20 protein-coding genes are annotated in these 19,730 nt (G+C 67.8%); 8 read left to right on the top strand and 12 right to left on the bottom strand.

Annotated features, from left to right (window positions below; genetic code table 11):
- Position 1: 1 nt before the first annotated feature.
- The 6 genes from Q0S71_RS23395 to Q0S71_RS23370 all read right to left on the bottom strand — a co-directional run bounded on the left by Q0S71_RS23395 (position 2) and on the right by Q0S71_RS23370 (position 4,310).
- Complete coding sequence (locus Q0S71_RS23395) at positions 2–1,075, bottom strand: sensor histidine kinase (RefSeq protein ID WP_296001120.1); 1,074 nt, start codon at positions 1,073–1,075, stop codon at positions 2–4.
- Complete coding sequence (locus tag Q0S71_RS23390; RefSeq protein WP_296001118.1) at positions 1,075–1,800, bottom strand: DUF5668 domain-containing protein; 726 nt, start codon at positions 1,798–1,800, stop codon at positions 1,075–1,077. The genes Q0S71_RS23395 and Q0S71_RS23390 overlap by 1 nt, the downstream gene beginning before the upstream one ends.
- A gap of 4 nt (positions 1,801–1,804) precedes the next feature.
- Positions 1,805–2,185 (bottom strand): DUF5668 domain-containing protein, encoded by a 381-nt coding sequence (locus tag Q0S71_RS23385; protein ID WP_296001116.1) that lies wholly within the window; start codon positions 2,183–2,185, stop codon positions 1,805–1,807.
- Between the two features lie 227 nt (positions 2,186–2,412).
- Positions 2,413–2,574, bottom strand: a complete 162-nt coding sequence (locus tag Q0S71_RS23380) for a hypothetical protein (protein WP_296001114.1) — start codon at positions 2,572–2,574, stop codon at positions 2,413–2,415.
- A gap of 221 nt (positions 2,575–2,795) precedes the next feature.
- Complete coding sequence (locus Q0S71_RS23375; protein WP_296001110.1) at positions 2,796–3,677, bottom strand: LysR family transcriptional regulator; 882 nt, start codon at positions 3,675–3,677, stop codon at positions 2,796–2,798.
- 15 nt (positions 3,678–3,692) lie between these two features.
- Positions 3,693–4,310, bottom strand: a complete 618-nt coding sequence (locus Q0S71_RS23370; protein WP_296001108.1) for a hemolysin III family protein — start codon at positions 4,308–4,310, stop codon at positions 3,693–3,695.
- Positions 4,311–4,447: 137 nt separating this feature from the next.
- Here Q0S71_RS23370 and Q0S71_RS23365 point away from each other — a divergent pair, with 137 nt between their 5' ends.
- The 3 genes from Q0S71_RS23365 to Q0S71_RS23355 all read left to right on the top strand — a co-directional run bounded on the left by Q0S71_RS23365 (position 4,448) and on the right by Q0S71_RS23355 (position 8,816).
- Complete coding sequence (locus Q0S71_RS23365; protein WP_296001106.1) at positions 4,448–4,834, top strand: BlaI/MecI/CopY family transcriptional regulator; 387 nt, start codon at positions 4,448–4,450, stop codon at positions 4,832–4,834.
- Between the two features lie 4 nt (positions 4,835–4,838).
- Positions 4,839–6,557 (top strand): peptidoglycan DD-metalloendopeptidase family protein, encoded by a 1,719-nt coding sequence (locus Q0S71_RS23360; protein WP_296001105.1) that lies wholly within the window; start codon positions 4,839–4,841, stop codon positions 6,555–6,557.
- 147 nt (positions 6,558–6,704) lie between these two features.
- A complete protein-coding gene (locus tag Q0S71_RS23355; RefSeq protein ID WP_296001104.1) occupies positions 6,705–8,816 on the top strand; it encodes a TonB-dependent receptor in 2,112 nt (703 codons plus the stop codon).
- 12 nt (positions 8,817–8,828) lie between these two features.
- Here the strand turns inward: Q0S71_RS23355 and Q0S71_RS23350 are convergent, their stop codons facing one another.
- A complete protein-coding gene (locus Q0S71_RS23350; protein ID WP_296001103.1) occupies positions 8,829–9,071 on the bottom strand; it encodes a hypothetical protein in 243 nt (80 codons plus the stop codon).
- A 127-nt stretch (positions 9,072–9,198) separates the two neighbouring features.
- Here Q0S71_RS23350 and Q0S71_RS23345 point away from each other — a divergent pair, with 127 nt between their 5' ends.
- Positions 9,199–10,296: a patatin-like phospholipase family protein gene (locus Q0S71_RS23345; protein ID WP_296001101.1), complete on the top strand. Its 1,098-nt coding sequence runs from the start codon at positions 9,199–9,201 to the stop codon at positions 10,294–10,296.
- Between the two features lie 85 nt (positions 10,297–10,381).
- Here Q0S71_RS23345 and Q0S71_RS23340 read toward each other — a convergent pair whose 3' ends face one another.
- Positions 10,382–12,073, bottom strand: a complete 1,692-nt coding sequence (locus Q0S71_RS23340) for an FAD-dependent oxidoreductase (RefSeq protein ID WP_296001099.1) — start codon at positions 12,071–12,073, stop codon at positions 10,382–10,384.
- A gap of 176 nt (positions 12,074–12,249) precedes the next feature.
- Here Q0S71_RS23340 and Q0S71_RS23335 point away from each other — a divergent pair, with 176 nt between their 5' ends.
- Positions 12,250–13,344 (top strand): type II asparaginase, encoded by a 1,095-nt coding sequence (locus Q0S71_RS23335; protein ID WP_296001097.1) that lies wholly within the window; start codon positions 12,250–12,252, stop codon positions 13,342–13,344.
- 23 nt (positions 13,345–13,367) lie between these two features.
- Here the strand turns inward: Q0S71_RS23335 and Q0S71_RS23330 are convergent, their stop codons facing one another.
- Entirely contained in the window at positions 13,368–14,771 is a 1,404-nt protein-coding gene (locus Q0S71_RS23330; protein ID WP_296001095.1) for a YncE family protein, read from the bottom strand.
- Positions 14,772–14,778: 7 nt separating this feature from the next.
- The gene (locus tag Q0S71_RS23325) at positions 14,779–15,123 is read right to left on the bottom strand and encodes a DUF305 domain-containing protein (protein ID WP_296001138.1); all 345 of its coding nucleotides are present in this window, start codon (positions 15,121–15,123) and stop codon (positions 14,779–14,781) included.
- A 314-nt stretch (positions 15,124–15,437) separates the two neighbouring features.
- Here Q0S71_RS23325 and Q0S71_RS23320 point away from each other — a divergent pair, with 314 nt between their 5' ends.
- Both Q0S71_RS23320 and Q0S71_RS23315 read left to right on the top strand, forming a co-directional pair.
- Complete coding sequence (locus Q0S71_RS23320; protein WP_296001093.1) at positions 15,438–16,109, top strand: heavy metal response regulator transcription factor; 672 nt, start codon at positions 15,438–15,440, stop codon at positions 16,107–16,109.
- The gene (locus tag Q0S71_RS23315) at positions 16,106–17,545 is read left to right on the top strand and encodes a heavy metal sensor histidine kinase (RefSeq protein ID WP_296001091.1); all 1,440 of its coding nucleotides are present in this window, start codon (positions 16,106–16,108) and stop codon (positions 17,543–17,545) included. Before Q0S71_RS23320 ends, Q0S71_RS23315 begins: the two co-directional genes overlap by 4 nt.
- A 3-nt stretch (positions 17,546–17,548) precedes the next feature.
- On the opposite strand, the gene Q0S71_RS23310 is transcribed toward Q0S71_RS23315, so the two are convergent.
- Positions 17,549–18,175 carry a flavin reductase family protein gene (locus Q0S71_RS23310; protein ID WP_296001089.1) on the bottom strand — a complete coding sequence of 209 codons (627 nt, stop codon included), beginning with the start codon at positions 18,173–18,175 and terminating at the stop codon, positions 17,549–17,551.
- A 157-nt stretch (positions 18,176–18,332) separates the two neighbouring features.
- Complete coding sequence (locus tag Q0S71_RS23305; RefSeq protein WP_296001088.1) at positions 18,333–18,992, bottom strand: DUF2076 family protein; 660 nt, start codon at positions 18,990–18,992, stop codon at positions 18,333–18,335.
- A gap of 305 nt (positions 18,993–19,297) precedes the next feature.
- Between Q0S71_RS23305 and Q0S71_RS23300 the strand changes: the two genes are divergently transcribed.
- Complete coding sequence (locus Q0S71_RS23300) at positions 19,298–19,717, top strand: GNAT family N-acetyltransferase (protein WP_296001086.1); 420 nt, start codon at positions 19,298–19,300, stop codon at positions 19,715–19,717.
- Positions 19,718–19,730: the final 13 nt, after the last annotated feature.

The following is a 19,730-nucleotide window of genomic DNA, read 5'->3' as shown; positions in this document are numbered from 1 at the left end:
GCTAGTCTCCTTCCTTCAATACGGCCGGCATCGCGATCGCCACGCTGAAACTGGCCTCCTGGCGCGACCAGTGGATGCTGGCCTCGTGCTTGTAGGCGCCGCTCAGGCGCTGGCGCACATTGTTCAAGCCGATGCCGTGGCCGCGCGCCGCCGACGTCATCCCGGGATCGATGGCGTTGACGACGGCGATGTGCAGCACCGACCCCGCGCGCCGCGCCGACACGCGAATCGCGCCGCCCTCGGGCAGGTTGCAGATGCCGTGCTTGACGGCGTTTTCCACCAGCGGCTGGATGATCATCGGCGGCACCATGCAGGCGGCCGCGCCCTCCTCGATCTCCTCCTCGACGATCAGACGCGCGCCGAAGCGCACCTGTTCGATCGCCAGGAAATGGCGTATCAAGGCCATCTCCTCGCGCAGGCTGACTTTTTTATGCGCTTCCATGCCCAGGCTCTGGCGAAAAAAACTGGCCAGTTCCAGCGTCATGCGGCGCGCGCCCTTCGGGTCTTGCGAGGTCAGCGCGCTGATCGAATTGAGGCTGTTGAACAAAAAGTGCGGATCGATCTGCGTGCGCAGCATGCGCAGCTCGGCCTCCTGCGCCAGCAGCTGCGCTTCCAGCCCGCGCCGTTCGGCCGCCTGCGCGCGCACGAATTCGATCACCAGATAATGCAGCGCCGCCGCGAAGCCGTACAGCAGCACGCCGAGGCCGACGATCAGCGCCGACAGCTGCGGCGTGAGCGCGATGCCGGCCCAGTCGGCGCCCGGCAAGCGGCACAATGCGTTCCACGCGGCGCCCAGCGCCAGCAACAGCACGCCGGCCACCAGCGCCGCCACCGCGAACACCAGCGCGATGGAACGCGCCTTGCCGCCGCCCAGCGGAAAGGCGCGGCACAGATAATAGGCCGAGTAGCCGGCCGCGAACGCGTACACCAGGTTCACGGGCACGGCGAACAGCAGCGCGTTGCGCAGCGGCGCCACGCCGGCCAGCGCGATCACGCCGCCCTGCGCCGCGCCCAGGCACAGCCAGACCAGCAGGTAGATGGCCACGCCGCGCCGGCTGGCGAACAATCCCTGCATCAGTTGCGCACTTCCAGGCCGCCCATGACGACGCTGCCGGTCACGCGCAAGCGCTGGCTGGTGTTCGGCGGATTGGCGGTTTTTTCCTCGAAGCCGCCGAGGATGGGCATGCCGTGCAGGCTCACGCTCCAATCGGGCGGCACGCGGATTTCTATGCCGCCGAACAGCGCGAAGACGTGCAGTTCGGCGTCGCCGTTGATGGTGCAGTCGCGCAGGTCGAGCTGGCAGCCGGCCATGACGACGGTGATTTCGCCGCCACGAAAATCGGGCGCCGCGACGCGCCGCGAGAAGCCGCCCATCACCGCCGTCACGCGGATCACCGAGTCGTCGTCGCTGGCCTGCATGCGCGGCGACTGCGGCGGCATCGACGACGGCTCGAACACGCGCCGCCCGGTGACGGAGCGGAACACCACCGACAGGCCGACCAGGATCAGCGCCAGCGGCCACAGGGTGTTCCAGCCGACGTAGAAGAAGCCCAGTTCGTGCAGCGTCATCAGGCCGCCGACCAGTATCATGCCACCGCCGACGACGGCGCCGGCGACGCTGCGCGTTTGCAGTATCTTGACGATGCCGAAGAAGATGAAGGCGGTCGGCCAGAAGTGGATGGTGTAGCGGATGTCGAGCAGGCCCAGATTATCGAGCAGGCACAGCAGGCCGATGCCGATGACGCAAAAGCCGATGACGATCTGGGTCGGCGCGCTGTATTCGCGGTGGCGGTGTCGCATGATGTCAGTGCTCCCTTTGCGAGATGAATTGTTTTTCCACGGCGGGCCGCAGCACGATGCCGACGCCCCAGGCGATCAGCAGCGCCGGCCAGGTGTCGGCGAAGTTCACGCCCCACAGATGCTCGAAGGAGATGTACCACCAGGCGGCGAAGAAGACCTCCCACAAGCCTTTGAGGAAGCGGCGCGGCGTGGTCGGCGCGATCAGCTTGTTGATGCCGAAGGCCGCCATCAGCCAGGGCCAATAGTGCCAGATGTGGGCGAAGTCGAGGTCGACGTCGAGATCCAGCATGTCGAAGCGGTCGAGCAGGTAGACGACGCCGACGACGATCAGGACGATGCCCCAGACCAGCTGATGGCGCCAGTGTTGTTCCGGATTACGGTTCATGTGTGTCTCCGTTGAGTGGATGAGCACACGATACGCGGGAATGGGCGGCGGCGAAACCGCTTTTCGGCCAATGGCGGGGAAGTGCCGGTGAACGGCGAAAGGAGCGAAAGGGGAGAAAGGGGACGCGAGGGAGAGCAAGCGGCGGCTTGGACTCGCTCCATGCGCGCGCGCCGCCAAAAACAAAAAAAACTCACGCCGTCGCCGGGGTGAGTTTTTTGGGGGGCCTCTCAGGAGCGGCCGCCGTTGCTGATCTTTTGCTCGAACATGACCATGCCCCAGCCCAGCTGGCGCCGGATTTCTTCCGGCGTAGGCGGTGGCTTGACTTCGTGCGAGCGGCGCTCCAGATACGCCCGGACCAGATACTTGGATGGATGATTAGCCTGTGCCATGATGACCTCGCAGCGTAAATAATCAAACGAGCCAGTCGAGACGCCAGACACTGGCTGGAAATTGGTGCCGGTACTTGAGGCTACCGGCTTACCTGCTGATGAGCGCTATCGCCGTTACCGCCGGCGATGTGCATCAATCACACGTAGCCATCTTACGTTCGGCAGCGCCGCGTCACCGTTCGCTGCCGCACATAAGCGGATTTTTGATAGCGAGCCGCAAGCTACAATTTCTGCTGGAGGAAGTCGAGGAAGCAGCTGATGCGCTGCGCCAGCTGCGTGTTGCGGTAATAGACGGCGTGGATCTGCTGCCGGTAGCCGGTGTAATACGGTTCCAGCACCTTGACCAGGCGTCCCGCCTCGAGGTCGGCGCGCGTCATGAAGTCGGCCAGCCGCGCGATGCCCTGGCCGGCGATGGCCAGCTGGCGCAGCGTCTCGCCGCTCGACGCGCTCAGCGTCGGCGTGATCTGCAGCGCGTCGCCGCTGGCCAGGCGCAGCGGCCAGCTGTTGCCCTGCTCGTACTGGGCGAAGCCGAGCAGCGAGTGACCGTCGAGTTGCTCCGGCGTGGCCGGCGCGCCGTGCCGGGCGATGTAATCGGGACTGGCCAGCAGGTAGAGCGGGCTGGAAGTGAGCGGCCGCGCGTGCAGCGTCGAATCGTTCAACGCGCCGATGCGGATGGCGACGTCGGTGCGATGCTCGATCAGGTCCGCGATCTGGTCGTTGCTGGTCAGCTCCAGCCGGATCTCCGGATACATGGCGCGGAATTCGGCCACATGCGGCACCACGCAGTGCAGCATGAAGGGCGACGCCGCGTCGACGCACAAACGGCCGGCCGGCTTCTGGCGCCGGATCCGTATCGTTTCCTCGGCCTCCTCCATCGCCGCCAGAATCGCGCGCGCCTGTTGCAGGAACAGCTGGCCCTCCTCGGTCAGCTCCATGCGCCGCGTGGTGCGCGTGAGCAGCGACGTCGCCAGCTTTTCCTCCAGCCGCGACAGGCCGCGGCTGACGCCCGAGGTGGTCTGGCCCAGGTGCACTGAGGCCGCGCTGAGGGAGCCGCTGTCGACGACGGCGACAAAAATTTTCAGGTCATCGGAATGGATATCCACGCGCCATCCCCGCCGTCACGCCACGTACAGCAGCACCGCGCCGAAATGGCAGATGCTGCCGCCGAGCACGAACAAATGCCAGACTCCGTGGCCGTGCCGCACCTTGTGGTCGGTAGCGTAGAACACGATGCCGCCGGTATAGAGCACGCCGCCGGCGGCCAGCCACAGGAAACCGTCCCAGCTCAGCGCCGCGATCAGCGGCCGCGCGCCGATCACGCCCAGCCATCCCATCAGCACGTAGATCACCAGCGACAGCACGCGCGCGCCCTTGGCGAACCAGACTTCCTGCACGATGCCGACCAGCGCCAGCGACCAGACGATGCCGAACAGCCACCAGCCCCACGGGCCGCGCAGGCTCACCAGCGTGAACGGCGTGTAGCTGCCGGCGATCAGCAGGTAGATGGCGCAGTAGTCGAGCGTGCGCCAGACATCCTTGGCCGGGCCGCGGATGCTGTGGTAGAGCGCCGACGTCAGGTACAGCGCCAGCAGTGTGAACGCGTAAATGCTGAAGCTGACCACCTTCCAGGGATCGCCGCTGTGGGCCGCCATCACGATCAGCAGCGTGCCGCCGACGGCGGCCAGCGCGGCGCCGACGGTGTGGGTGATGCTGTTGAAGCGTTCTCCGTAATACATGCGTTTCCATTTCGGTCAGTGCCCACGGCGCGGCGCGCGGTCGGCTGTGGCATTGTATAGCGCAAAACCGGTTGACCGCCATGCGACACATGTCGCATAATCACCCCATTGGTCACATCACCGTCACTGGAGTTCTCATGTCCGCTACCCAAGCCATCCCCTCACCCGGCGAATTAAGCCTGCTCAAAGCGCTGTGGAAGCAGCAGCCGCTGAGCGCGCGCGAAATCCACGAACAGGCCGCCGACGAAGTGGCGTGGTCGTTTTCCTCGACCCGCAAGACGCTGGAACGCATGCGCGACAAGCAGATGGTGGCGCAAGAAGTGCTGCACGGTGTGCAGGTGTATCGGCCGCAGCTCGACAAGGTCGCCACGCTGGCCGCCTTCGCGCACGACTTCGGCCGCCGCGTGATGGAAATGGACAACCCGCTACCCGTCACCATGTTCACCGGCAGCAAACTGGTCGACCGCCACGAGCTGGAGGAACTCGAACAACTGCTGCAAGACTGGCCCGCCGACGAGGAGTAAGACCATGACCGACATCATCATCCTGAGCGGCCACGCCTGGCCGCTGCGTTTTTTACAGGCCAGTGTCAGCTGCGTGCTGCTCGGCCTCATCGTCTGGGCCGCGCTGCGCTGGGCGGCGCGCCGCTGGCCTATGCTGGCGGCGCAGCGCGCCGTGTGGCCGGCCGCGCAACTGACCGTCGCCGCCGCCTTCGCGCTGACGCTGGCGCCGCAGAGCGCGCGCTTCGGCATGCTGCCGGCGCTGCGCGGCGCCGCCGCGCCGGCGATGGCGATGGCAACGACAACGGCGACGGCGGAACCGATTATCATCGCCGGCGCGGATGTTCGCCTGGGCGCCGCGGCAGCCGACATGGCGAGCACCGGCGCCGCCGCACTTGACATCGCGGCCACGCCGATGCCGACGACGCTGTCGTCATCAGCCGCCACGCCGATGCCCGACGTGGCCCACCCAGCCCCGCAACCAACGCCGCCCGCCGTTGCAGGCGCCGCGTGGATGGAGTCGGTGGCGTTGTGCTGGATGTTGGCCTACGGCGCCGGCTTCGGCTACGCCGTCCTGCGCCTGCTGCGCGCGCGGCGGCTGTGGCGCGCGCTGCTGGTCGGCGCCACCGAACTGTCGCCGGCGGCGCTGCGCGAACACGGCGCGTTCACGCCGCCGCAACTGGCGCAGATCGCGGCGCTCAAGCTGGCCGTCCTCGAAACGGGCGCCGCGATTTCACCGATGCTGATCGGCGCCTGGCGACCGCGTTTGCTGCTGCCGCGCCATCTGCGCGACTTCAGCGCCGCGCAGCAGCACCTCATCATCGAGCACGAACTGACGCATGCGCGCCGCCGCGACCCGCTGCATCTGGCCCTCAGCTGCGCGCTGCGCACCGTCCTCTGGTTCAATCCCGCGCTGCGCTGGCTGGACCGGCAACTGGCGTGGGCGCAGGAACTGAGCTGCGACCAGCTGGTGCTGGCCGGCCGGCCGCAACACCAGCGCCAGCATTACGCCGCCGCGCTGCTGCGCCAACTGACGACGCAATCGGCGGCGCTGCCCAGCGGCGGCGTGGCCTTCGGCACCATCGACGGCGGCAGCGTGGCGGCCCGCGTGCGGCAGATGCGCCACAGAGCGATACCGTCGCTGAACCGCGTGGCGGCCTGCGCGCTGGCCGCCGCCATGGCCGCCCTGCTGGCGGCGGCCGCGCTGTTGCAGCCGGCCTACGCCATCACCGATGCGGCGCCGGCGGCCGCGCCATCGGCCACGGACACGAACGCAAACCTGACCGCCAACGCCGCCGCCGAAATCTGGCGCTACCCGCTCGACCAGGTGCGCGTCACCGGCTTTTACGCGGTCCAGCGCCGCGCCCTGCCGATCCACCACGGCATCGACTTCGCCGCCGCCCAGGGCACGCCGGTGCGCGCGGTCGCCGCCGGCACCGTCATCGCCGCCGGACCGTTCGCCGAGCATCAGGGCCGCTACGGCAACGTCGTCATGGTCGAACATCGCGGCCAGCCACGCTCACTCTACGCGCACCTCGGCAGCGAGGCCGTCAAGGTGGGCGACACCGTCAGCGCCGGACAAGTGATAGGCCACGTCGGCGCCACCGGTATCGCCACCGGTCCCCACCTGCATTTCGAGGCGCGCGAAGGCGATCAGCAGATCGACCCGCAACGAATGCTGGCCGGCCTCGATCAACTGGCCACGCCGCACGCGCTGCGCGTGCGCCGCCAGCAGCTGGGCCACTAGCCGCCGGCCGGCCGCCAGGCCTTCCCCATCGCGCCGGCGCACCCCGCCGGCGCACTCCAACGCGACGATACACCGCGGCCGTGGCCGCGGCCGGGAGCCGTGCCGCCCGCGTTTCGTCGCCGACACCGGCACCATGGACCACCCTCGATGCGCTACCGTTTACTTTTTTGCAGCACGCTGCTGCTGGCCGCCGCATGCGCGCACGCCGAAGACCCGCCCGTGATCGCGCAGGTGCAGGTATCCGGCAGCGGCGCCGACCAGCTGATACGGCAAGGCGACAGCACGCTGGCCGACGCGCTCAAGCGCCTGCCCGGCATCAGCATCGCCGGCGTGCCGGGCCAGGGCGGCGAGATCCGCATGCACGGCCTCGGCAACGGCTACACGCAGATCATGCTCAACGGCGTGCCCGTCCCGGCCGGCTTCGCGCTCGATTCCATCGCGCCGGAGCTGATCGAGCGGGTCGACATCGTGCGCGCCGCGACGGCCGACGCGAGCAATCAGGCGCTGGCCGGCAGCATCAACATCGTGCTCAGAAAAGCGGTGGCGCGCGGACGGCGCGAATGGAGCGCGGGCGGCGCCGGCGGCAGCTGGTCGCCTTTCTCGCCCACGCTGTCGACGCAGCTGTCGGACCGCGTCGACGATTTCAGCTACACACTGGCGGCGACGCTGACGCGCACCCGCAACGTCGCGCCGACCGTGGTCATCGATCGGCAACTCGACCCGCGCGATCAGCTGGAACTGCTGCGCCGCACGCCGCAAACGGAAGCGAGCCGCGACGACGCGCTCGTGATCGCGCCGCGCCTGAGCTGGAAGCTGGCCGACGGCGCCACGCTGACGTCGCAGAACTACGTCAACCTGCGCCACCTGGCCCACCACCACGTGGCCACGGAAACCGATATCGAAGGCGGCCCCAGCGACTTCCCCGACAGCGTCGCCGACTATGCGGCCAACAGCGCGGTGCTGCGCAGCGACGCCGACTGGAACCAGCCGCTGGCAAACGGCGCCACGCTGGACGTCAAGCTGGCCGTCAGCGCCAGCCGGCGCCGCGCCCGGTTCCGCTTCGACGGCGCCGACCTCGCCGGACAGCCGAGCGGCCGCCACGACGTCGCCTCCGGCCCGGCCGAAGACAGCGTCACCGCCAGCGGCAGCTATCGCCTGCCGTTGGGCGAGCGGCAGGCGCTGGCCTTCGGCTGGGACGGCAGCCGCGCGCTGCGCCGCGAGTACCGCCGCGAACAGCAGTACGGGGCGACGGGCGCGCCGCTCGACGCCAGCGACGCCAGCTACCAGGCCACGGTCACGCGCCTGGCCCTGTACGCGCAGGACGAATGGGACATCACGCCGCGCTGGTCGCTGTACGCCGGCCTGCGCCGGGAGACCCTGGCCACCGTCACCGCCACCGTCGCGGCGGCGCCGGCCGACACCCGCTCCGGCGTCTGGAGCCCGTCACTGCAGGCGCTCTACAAATTGAGCGGCCGCGACCAGCTGCGGGTGGCGCTCAGCCGCAGCTACAAGGCGCCGAAGCTGGCCGACCTGGTGCCGCGCCGCTACACCACCGACAACGCCAACAGCGCCACCAATCCCGACACGCAAGGCAATCCCGCGCTGCGGCCGGAACTGGCGTGGGGACTCGACGCCGCCGTCGAACATTATCTGGGCCGCGACGGCGCCACGGGCGGCGCGCTGCTCAGCGCCAGCGCCTATGCGCGGCGCATCGGCGACGTCACGCAGCAGCGGCTGTATCAGAGCGCGGGCGTGTGGATAGAGTCACCGGTCAACGACGGCAAGGCCAGCGTGCGCGGCATCGAACTGGAAGCGAAGCTGCCGCTGCAAGCGGTCGCGGCGCAGGCGCAGGCCGTCGACGTGCGCGCTAACGTCGCCCGCAACTGGTCGTCGGTGGACTGCGTCGCGGGGCCGGACAACCGGCTCGATGGCCAGCTGCCCTTGAGCGCCAACCTCGGCCTCGACTACCGGCTGCGCGCGGCGCCGCTGACCGTCGGCGCCAGCTTCAATTTCCAGGCCGGGGGCGCGGTGCGCGTGTCGTCCAGCCTGAGCACGGACAGCTCGCCCAAGCGCGGACTCGACCTGTACGCGCTCTATCGCGGCGGCGACAACACGCGCCTGCGCGTCAGCGTCGCCAACCTGCTGAGCCAGCCGCACAAGGAGCTCGTCAGCTACAGCGACGACAGCGGCACGCTGCGCAAAACCACGCGCGCGCCGACGTCGGCGACGCTGCGCATCTTGATCGAACATCCGTTTTGAAGGGAGGGGGAACTAGTGGACGTAACGCGCGACGAAGTACACCGCGGCGGTGAGCGCGGTGCAGATGCCGGTCAGCCAGGAGAGATATCGCCAGTTCTGGTCCAGCATCGCCTTGGCCAGATCTTCCTTGCTCACATAATTGGCGCGTATGACGGCGACATCAATTTTTAACATTTCTGCCGCCGTTTCGATGCGGACCAGCCGCGCATCCAAAGACGATAAACTTGGCGCGGCGGCGGCGGTTATCGGCATCATTTTTCGCACTCCCATAAAATTCCATGATTGGCACAATAGCGGCAAATGTCAAGCGCAGCGCGCCTGCGGGCCGGCCCGCATCAAGCCGCGCCCGGGCCGCCGGCGCCGATGTGGTATGTTGCTGCGCATGACGCACACTCCCTCACAATATCAGCGCTGCATGGTGATGGCCGGCGGCGGTTTTCGCTTTGGAATTTATCTCGGCATGTACGAGGCGCTGCGGCAATCCGGGCGCGCGCCCGACCTGCTGCTGGCCAGCTGCGGCGGCGCCATCGCCGCCACCATCATCCGCAACCTGCCCGACGACGACGCCCGCCGCGCCTGGCTGACGTCGCCCGAGATGTACCGTTTCTGGTGCGGCCTCAAGTCGACCCGGCGCGCCAACCTGGCCTTGACGCTGCTGCGCGCGGCGCGTCGCCGGCTGTCGAAGAGCCCGGCGCCGCTGATCCCGGACCTGTTCACCGACTACCTGTTCGAGATCCCGCCGCAACTGCCCTTCCCGCCCGAGCCGGCCACGCCGACGGTCGACGTCGCCATCCTCGGCGGGCGATTGCTTTTCGGCCCCGCCGATGTCGGCCAGCCGCGCGCCGGCCGCAAGCTGTACGCCGAAACCGTGTTCTGCGGCGCCCGCGCGGCCGCGCTGCTCGACGGCATAGCCTCGCCGCTCAGCGATCCGCGCTGGGGCGACCACGCCGTCGCGCCCGAGCTGCGCACCGACACCGGCGTGCCGGCGGCGGCGGCGGCGCGCATCTCGATCGCCGACATGTTGTACTTCCGCTGCCAGCCCTACGGCGGCCACGAATACATAGGCGGCGTCGTCGACCTGTTCCCGGTCGAAATCGCGCGCCGCCTGGCGGCCGAGGTGGTGCTCGAATTCAAGGAAGCGTTCGAACAGACTTTCTCGATTCCCGCCTGGCGCAGCGTGCTGGGACTGGACGGCAACGCCCGCCTGCGCCATGCCAACAGCCACTTGGCCGACATCCGCATCGACTCCTCGGATGTGTCGGCGACGCTGGCGCGCCAGCAGTTGCAGCAGAAACTGGACTGGCGCCGCAACCGCATCGAGCTGACCATGCCGGCCGACCACGCCACCTTCGCGCAGCACATGCAAGACCAGTGGCGATACGGTTACGAGCGCGGCATGGAAGCCTGCGCCCGGCCGCCGCGCCAGCAACCGACGGTGCGCGTCGCGAGCCCCCACAGCGCGCGCTGGTCCGGCGGCTGAGCGCGGAACGCGAAGCTGGGCTACACGGCGCGGCGCGACGACCGGCCGGGCTGACCCCGGCCCGCCGCGTTGCGGCGCCGGCCGGTTACGCCGCGCCGCCCGCTTCGGCCAGCACCATGTGCAGCGACTGCACCGCCGCCGACCCTTCGCCGACGCCGGCCGCCACCCGCTTGACCGAGCCGCTGCGCACGTCGCCGACGGCGAAGATGCGCGGCCGGCTCGTTTCCAGGAAGTGCGGCGCGCGTTCCAGCGGCCATGCGCCGGCCGGCAGCTGGGCGCCGGTCAGCACGAAGTTTTTGTCGTCGAGGGCGACGCAGCCGCGCAGCCACGCCGTGTTCGGCTGGGCGCCGAGGAACAGGAACAGGTGGCGCACCGGCAGCGGCGCCGGCGCACCGCCGCGCTGTTGCCAGTGTATCGATTCGAGCTGGGTCGCGCCGTGCAGGCTGACGATCTGGGTCTGCGTGTGCAGCGTGATGTTGCTGGCCGCCTCGATGCGCTGTATCAGGTAATGCGACATGCTCGCCGCCAGGCCGTCGGCGCGCACCACGATGTGCACATGGCGCACGTGGCCGGCCAGGAACACGGCCGCCTGGCCGGCCGAATTGCCGCCGCCGACGATGACGACGTCTTCGCCGGCGCACAGATTGGCTTCCATGAACGAGGCGCTGTAATAGACGCCGCGGCCCTCGAAGCGCTCCAGCTCGGCCAGGTCCGGCTTGCGGTAGCGCGCGCCGGTGGCGACGACGACGGAGCGCGCGTGGATCAATTCGCCGCTGTCGATGAAGATGTCGAAGGTGTCGCTGACGTCCAGGCACGAGAGCTTGACAACGTCGCACGGCACCGCCACTTCGGCGCCGAACTTGCGCGCCTGCGACAGCCCGCGCCCGGCCAGCGCCTGGCCGGACACGCCGGTGGGAAAGCCGAAATAGTTTTCGATCTTCGAGCTCGATCCGGCCTGGCCGCCCGGCGCCTTTTTATCGAGCACGGCCACGGACAAGCCTTCCGAGGCCGCGTACACGGCCGCCGCCAGCCCGGCCGGCCCGGCGCCGACGACCACCAGGTCGAAGCTGCGGTCGTGCAGATTGTCGGGGCTGAGGCCGATGGCGTCGGCCAGCTCGCGCATGGTCGGCCGCTTGAGCACCGTGCCATCGACCGTCACCACGGCCGGCATCTCGTCGGCCGTCACGCCGAAACGGGCCATGACGTCTTCCGTTTCCGGATGCACTTCGCGGTCGAAATAGGCCACCGGCTGGGCGTTGCGGGCCAGGAAGCCGCGCAGCTTGAGCGTGTCGCCCGACTGCTGCGAGCCGATCAGGATCACGCCGCCGCTCTGGTCGTTGATGAAGGAAACGCGGCGCAGGATGAAGGCGCGCATGATGGTCTCGCTCAGTTCGGCCTCCGTGATGACCAGCGTGCGCAGCGCCTCCTCCGGGATTTCCAGCACGTCGCAATCGGTCTGGGCGGTGGCCGTGGCGACGGCGGCGCGGCCGGCCAGCGTGCCGACCTCGCCGGTGAAGCGGCCGGCGCCGTGCGTGCCCATCACATAGGAACCGAGCGCCGAGCTGCGTTCCAGCCGTATGGTGCCGGCGATGACGACGTACATCGCGATATGGCGCTGACCCTGCGCGAACATCAGCTCGCCGGCCCGAAAGTGGCGGCGCTGCCCGTAACGGCTCATCAGCGCGAATTGCGCCTCGTCCAGCGTCGGAAACAGCTGGTGCATGCGGTTGGCGATGTCGACCCGGGTGGCCGGATTGATGGAGGAATTCTGGTTCATGCACAGTCTCGCTTTCTCGGCAACGGAAGCGCGGCCTGCGGCCCCGCAGGCAAGATCATAGCATCCGGCGCCGGGTCAAGCAGCAGCCATGGCGACGCGGCGGCCTCACGATAATCCGCGCGGCGGCGCGCGGATTTGATAACATCGCTACCCTCAACGCACACAGAGGAGTCCCCATGCAGCACATCCCACCCGCACGCTGGATCAGCGCCGCCGTCACCGCCCTGCTGCTGGCCGCCGTCCGGCTGCCGGCCGGCGCCGCCGACGCCGCCCCGGCCCACCTGGCCAACGTCACCATCCTGGCCACCGGCGGCACCATCGCCGGCACCGGCGCCAGCAGCACCACCACCATCGGCTACACTTCGGCCACGGTGGGCGTGCAGAGCCTGATCCAGGCCGTGCCGGAACTGGCCAAGGTGGCCCACGTCAGCGGCGAGCAGGTGATGCAGATCGCCAGCGAAAGCATGGACAACGCCCACTGGCTGACGCTGGCCAAGCGCGTCAACGCCCTGCTGGCGCAAGACAATGTGGACGGCATCGTCATCACCCACGGCACCGACACGCTGGAAGAAACGGCCTACTTCCTCGACCTCGTCGTCAAGAGCCGCAAGCCGGTGGTGCTGGTGGGCGCGATGCGGCCCTCGACGGCGCTGTCGGCCGACGGCCCGATCAACCTGTACAACGCGGTGCTGCTGGCGGCCAGTCCGGAGGCGGTCGGCAAGGGTGTGCTGGTGGCGATGAACGACCAGATCCACGCCGCCCGCGAGGTCAGCAAGACCAACACGTCGACGCCGGACACCTTCAAGACGACGGAACTGGGCATGCTCGGCTACATCCAGGGCAACCACCCGTTTTTCTACCGCCAGTCGACGCGCAAGAACACGGCCGACACGGTGTTCGACATCAGCCGCCTGGACGCGCTGCCGCAGGTTGACATCGTCTACGGCTACGCCAACATGCAGCCGACGGCGCTCAACGCCCTGGTCGCGGCGGGCGCCAAGGGCATCATCCACGCCGGCGTCGGCGACGGCAGCCTGGCCGCGCCCATGGTGCCGGCGCTGACGGCGGCGCGCCAGCAAGGCGTGGTCATCGTGCGCGCCAGCCGGGTCGGACAAGGCATCGTCGCCCGCAACGGCGAAGCCAACGACGACGCCCTCGACTTCGTGGTGGCCGACACCCTCAACGCGCAAAAAGCCCGCATCCTGCTAATGCTGGCGCTGACCAAAACCGCCGACAGCAAGGAAATCCAGCGCATGTTCTACACCTACTAAATCAGCGCGAGCGCCGGCCCGCCTCACAGCGCATCGACCAGCACCGCCTTGCTGGCGTCGGCCGGCTGCGCGCCCTCCATCACCAGCAGATGGCCGCCGGCGCCCGCCGCATCCAGGCGGGCCGCCTCGCGCACCGGTCCGATCATGGTGCCATTGGCCATCCCCTTCGCATCGGTCTTGAAGCTCGCCAGCGCCGCCGCCTGCCCGCTCATATAAACGGTATAAATCGTTTCCGGCTTGAGCTTGAACAGCGACACCTCCAGCGCATCGACCACGCCCAGATTGCGCGACACGACAAAGCCCTTGCCCGCCCCCGTCACCGGCTTGAGCGCGATATTGACCGCGTCATGATTCGCACGCGGCACCAGGTTGGCGGTGCCGGCCTCGCCCGCCGCCACCACGTGCGACAGGAACAGCAAGGCCTGCGGCGCCTGCCCGCCCGCCATGTGCGCGATCACCTGGTTGCTCGCGGTGTCGATCACGTCGACGCCGTCGCCATTTTCCAGCCCCACATAAACGCGGCTGCTGTCGTCCGACGTCCACATGCCGTGCGGCAGGGCCCCGGTGGCGATCGTCGCCACCAGTGTCGCTTCCTTGCCGGTGCTGTACACCTTCACCACATTTTCGCCGCCGATCGACACATACGCATAGACCGCGCCGCCGACCGTCGCGAACGACAAATGGTTGCTGATAAAGCCGGTGTCGATCACGCCCGTCACCTCCAGCGTGCGGGTATCGATGCGCGTGACCTTGCCGACGTCCTTGTGCGTCATCCACAGCTCCTTGAAGTCCGGCGTGAACTGCAGGAACGGCGAGAACGGGCTGACCACGCTGATCCGCTTGACGATTTCGTGCGTCTTCACGTCGATCACATCGACCGTCGGCGTGAAGCTCGACACCGCGAACGCCAGCTTCCCGTCCGGCATGAACTGCACCATGCCCGGTCCGACGTCGGTCTGGATGCGGCGCGTTTCCTTGAACGTCAGCGGATCGATCACCGAGATGTAATCCTCGCCGCGCACCACCACCCATACCTCCTTGCCGTCGGCGCTGAAGAAGCCTTCGTGGGGCGAGCGGCCGATGTAGGTCTTGCCTTTGACCTTGTTGGTCGCGGTGTCGATGAAGGTGACCGAATTGGAGCCGTTGGCAATCACCAGCAGCGTTTTATGATCGGGCGAAAAGCCCATGCCGTGCACATTGATCTCGCCGCGATACAGCGGCGAGAGCACGTCCGGGCGCGCGTTACCGAGCTTGATCTGGCCCAGCAGCGTGTTGGTGGCCGGGTTAAACACCGACACCGTATTGCTGTTCTGGTCCGCCGTGTAGACGCGGTCCTGCGCCGTCGGCAGCGCCCAGGCGGCGTTGACCACCAGCGCCAGCGCGGCGCCGGCGGCCGCGTGGTTGACCAGGTTGGAAAGTGTTTTCATGGTTGTTCTAGTCCTGTGGTGAAGTTAAGGATGGATGGCGCTTCAGCCACGCCTGCATGACGCGGATTTCGTTCTGCTGCTCGGCCACGATGCCCAGCGCGAGGTTGCGGATTTCCGGGTCGTCGGTGTAGAGCAGCACGGCCTTGGCCATGTCGACCGCGCCCTGATGGTGCGGCATCATCATCGTGATGAAATCGTGTTCGCTCTGGCCGTCCATCGGCGCCCGCCGCATGCCGTCGTCCATCACGGCCATGGCGTCGTCCATCAGCGCGGCGAAGGACTTGGCGGTGCTGGCCACGAACACCGGCTTGGTCGCCGGGTCCGACGGCGCGCCGTCCATGGACATCGCCATGCCATCGTGATGGTGTTGGTGTTCTTGCTGGTGCTCCTGCTGGTGCTCCTGCGCGCCGGCGTGGGCCGCGCCCAGGCAGATCGCCGCGCCAAGACTGGCCTGGCGCACAATGCGCAACAGCGACGATGATCGCGGGTATGATCGGTTCTGCATGACGGACTCCATGTGGGGTAGACGAAGCCAGTATAGAAAGCGCCGCCTGACGCCAGCATGACCGTCGCATTACAGTTCGATTACGGTCCGGCAGATGACGCCTTTGTAATCCACGGGCGCGGTAAAACCCCGCACAATGGGTCCACTCTTGAAAGAACACCATGCCTATATTGATCGTTGAAGATGAACCGAAGGCCGGCGACTACCTGCGCAAGGGTTTGCAGGAATCGGGCTACGTGGCCGACCTGGCCCGCAATGGCCCGGACGGTTTGAACCTGGCGCTGGAACGCGACTATGAACTGATCGTGCTCGATGTGATGCTGCCACAGATGGACGGCTGGACCGTGCTGCAAAAACTGCGCGAGCGCAAAGACACGCCGGTGCTGTTCCTGACGGCGCGCGACGACGTCGTCGACCGCGTCAAGGGACTGGAACTGGGCGCCGACGATTATCTGGTCAAGCCCTTCGCCTTCGCCGAACTGCTGGCCCGCATCAAGACGCTGATGCGGCGCGGCCCGGTGCGCGAGGCCGAAGTGATCCACCTGGCCGACCTCGAAATCGATGTGCTGAAACGGCGCGTCACGCGTGGCGGCGCCCGCATCGATTTGACGGCCAAGGAGTTCGCGCTGCTGCACCTGCTGGCCAAGCGCCAGGGCGAAGTGATGTCGCGCTCGCAGATCGCCTCGCAGGTGTGGGACATGAACTTCGATTCCGACACCAACGTCGTCGACGTCGCGATCCGCCGCCTGCGCGCCAAGATCGACGATCCCTACGCCGTCAAGCTGGTGCACACGGTGCGCGGCATGGGCTACCTGATGGAGCTGCGCGAATGACGGCGCGGCCGGCCGCCAAGAGCCGCCCGCCGCTGTCGATCACGCTGCGCCTGGCGCTGCTGTTTTCGGCGGTGGCGGTGGTCACCTTCGTCGGCGTCGGCGCCTATCTGTATCAAACGCTGGCGCGGCAGATGTCCTACCGCGACGACGCCGAATTGATCGGCAAGATCGCGCTGATCCGCCACATCCTCGGCGAAGCGCCGTCGATCGCGGAGATCGAGCGCGCGCCCCATCCGCTGCTCGACACCGTGTTCGGCCACGACGATTTCGTGCTGCGCCTGACCGGCCCCGATCAGAAGGTGCTGGTGCAAAGCGTGGCCGCCGCCATGCCGGTGCTGCCGCCGGCGGTGGTGCCGGCCGACCGCGAGCCGGTCATCGGCGACGTCCAGGACTGGACCCCGGCCGCCGGCAGCGGGCGCATGGTCAGCGCCATCGGCATGGTCGGCGGCGCCCACGGCCAGCCGCTGCAAATCACCATCGCGCGCCAGCGCTCCGACCGGCTCCTGATATTGAAGCGCTATGCCATCGATCTGCTGATCGCGGTCTGCGCCGGCGCCGCGATGGCGACGGCGTTCGGCTTCCTCATCGTGCGCCAGGGGATGATGCCGCTGCGCTCAGTGATCGGCAAGGCCAACGACATCAGCACGCACCGCCTCAACAGCCGCCTGTCGGTGCAGGACGCGCCGGCCGAATTGCAGGAGCTGGGCAGCGCCTTCAACGCCATGCTGGACCGGCTCGAAGACGGCGTGCAGCGCCTGTCCGGCTTCGCGGCCGACCTGGCGCACGACTTGCGCACGCCGATCAACACGCTGATGGTGGAAACCCAGGTGGCGCTGTCGCGGCCGCGCAGCGTGGAGGAATATCAAACGTTGCTGGCGTCGAATTCGGAAGAGTATGAGCGGCTGGCGCGCATGATAGAGAACACGCTGTTCCTGGCGCGGGTCGACAACGCGCAACTGGGCCTGCAGCGCGAGCAGCTCGACGCGCACGCCGAGCTGCGGCGCATCGGCGATTATTTCGAGGGGCTGGCCGAAGAAGCGGCCATCACCCTGACCGTCGACGGCGACGCCGGCGCCATCGTCAGCGCCGACGCCATCCTGCTGCAACGGGCCGTCGGCAACCTCGTGTCGAACGCGATCCGGCACACGCCGGCCGGCGGCGCCGTGCGGCTGACGGCGCGCCACGGCGACGGCGATGGCGGCATCGACATCGTAGTCTGCAATTCCGGGCCCGGCATCGCGGCCGAACATCTGCCGCATATCTTCGACCGCTATTACCGGGCCGACCCGGCGCGTTCGGCGTCGGCCCATTCGGCCGGGCTGGGACTGTCCATCGTGCGCGCCATCATGGAGCTGCACGGCGGCAGCATCGTCGCCGACAGCGTGCCGGGCGGGCAGACCACCTTCCGCCTGCGCTTCAAGGCCGCCGCCGGCTGACGCTCAGGGATAGCGCGGCCGGCGCATCTGGAACAGCGCGTCGGCGCCGATCTCGAAATAATCGGCCGGGCCGCCGCCGCGCAAAATCGGGTGGGCGGCGGCGGTGTCGTAGACGCCGTCCTTGAGCAGCTGCGGCGCGATATGCACGCCCACCACCTCCCCCAGCACCAGCCACGATCCCACCTCCTCGCCGGCCGTGTTTTGCAGCGCGATGATCTGCGTGCGGCGGCACTCGAACGACACCAGCGCCTCGGCCACGCGCGGCACCGAGACGATGCGCGAGGGCGCCGTCGCCAGGCCGGCCAACTGGAACTCGTCGACTTCCGGCGGCGCGGCGGCGCAGCTAGCGTTCATCGCCTCGGCCAGGGAGCGCGTGACCAGGTTCCACACGAATTCGCCGGTCTGCTCGATGTTGTTGAGCGAGTCCTTGCGGCCGATGCTGGCGAAGCCGATGATGGGCGGGGTGTAATTGAAGCCGTTGAAAAAGCTGTACGGCGCCAGATTGAGCACGCCCTGCGCGCTGCGCGACGAAATCCAGCCTATGGGCCGGGGGCCGACGATGGCGTTGAAGGGGTCGTGCGGCAGGCCGTGGCCTTGCGACGGTTGATAGAAATAGCGTTCGTCGAACATGGCGATTCTCGGTCGGGGCTGGGCCGATCATGTTAGCGCAAATCGCCGCGCATCGCGTCAATTGCGCAGGCGGCGGCGACTGCGCGATGGCGGCGGGCGCCGAAACCAGTCGGCGGCGCGGGCCATCGCAGGCCGCCGCCATCCGCCGCGATGGCGCTCAGCTCAGCGCCGAGTCGTCGCCCCAGCTGCCGTCGTCGACGGGCGCGTCGGCGCTGACGTTGTAGTCGGGCGTGTCGTTGTAATAGTTGTTGGTGACGGTGGTGCTTTCGTACGGCGGCGCGTAGTTGCCGCCATAGCCGCCGCCGGAGCCGAGGAAGCCGCCGCCGTCGCCGCGGTTGAGCAAATGCTCGATGCCCTGGAACAGGAACGCGCCGCCGGCCACGCCGGCGGCGGTGGTCGCCACATTACCGAGCACGCCGCCGAAACCGCCGCCGAAGAAGCCGGGCGACTGCGCCGCGTACATCGGCTGTTGCATCATCGGCTGCTGCATGGCTTGCATCGGCTGCTGCATGGGCTGCTGCTGCATCGGACGCTGCACGGCCGGCGTGCCCCAGTTGTCGGCGTCGAGGAAGCCGCGCGACGGCGCTTGCTGCCGCACCGCTTGCAGCTGATTTTGCAGCGTCGCAATTTGCGCGTTGGCGTTATTGAGCGCCTGCTCCATCAGCAGCGCGCGCTGCACCAGCAAATAGGCGGCATCGGGCTGCTGCGCGACGGCGGCGGCGATCATGGCGCCGGCCTGGGCATCCTTGGCGATGCCCCGCACCTGTATCAGCTGAGTCAGAAAATTTTGCAGGGACTGGGTTTCTTGCGGGCTCATGGTGGACTCCTGTGGACGTGGATGGCGACACTGGCCGGCGATCCGGCACGGAGGTGACAGTATGCGCCAGCTCGCCGCTTGCCGCCTTAATTGGTGCTGAAGCGCGCGCTTCCAAGGGCCGGCAAGAATTAACGGCCGGTAACGGGTCTATATATTTGTGAAACATTGCCATACTTCCCCGAAACAATTTATACAATTCCCCGCTTGCCGCCCGATTTGACGCGGTTTACGCTGGCAGCGAACCCGCCCTTTATGAAGATCGCCACGCCATGCCCACCCTGCTTGCCCAGTTGGTTTTTTGCCCCATGACGGAACCACCCACCGAAAAAGCCCTGCTGGCGTTCCAAAAAGACGCCGGCTGGTCCGTCACCCGGCGCGAGTCCGACACCATCCGCAGTCCCCACAGCCGGGCCCAATGGGTCAGCGTGGAATACCAAAAAGTCAGGATAGGCATCGCCCGTCTGGAGCTGGCGCCGCCCGAGTTCTGCTACGTGTCCGACCTGGTCATCAAGAGCAAATTCCGTCGCCTGGGCGTGGGCCGCTGGCTGCTGCGCCATATCGAGGATCTGTGCATCAAGCTGGCGATCCGCCGCATCCTGCTGCGGCCGGAGCCGAACAGCAGGGCCTTCTACGACAGCCTGTCCTTCGTCGACGATCCCATGGTGCCCAACATCCTGCGCAAGGATCTCAACCCCTTCCAGCGCAAGGTCCAGCTGGCGCACTAATTCGCCACGGCCA

Source organism: Rugamonas sp. (assembly GCF_025354735.1).
GTDB lineage: Bacteria > Pseudomonadota > Gammaproteobacteria > Burkholderiales > Burkholderiaceae_D > Rugamonas.
Note: the sequence above shows the minus strand (reverse complement) of the source record. Positions and strands in the feature narration are given on the sequence as shown.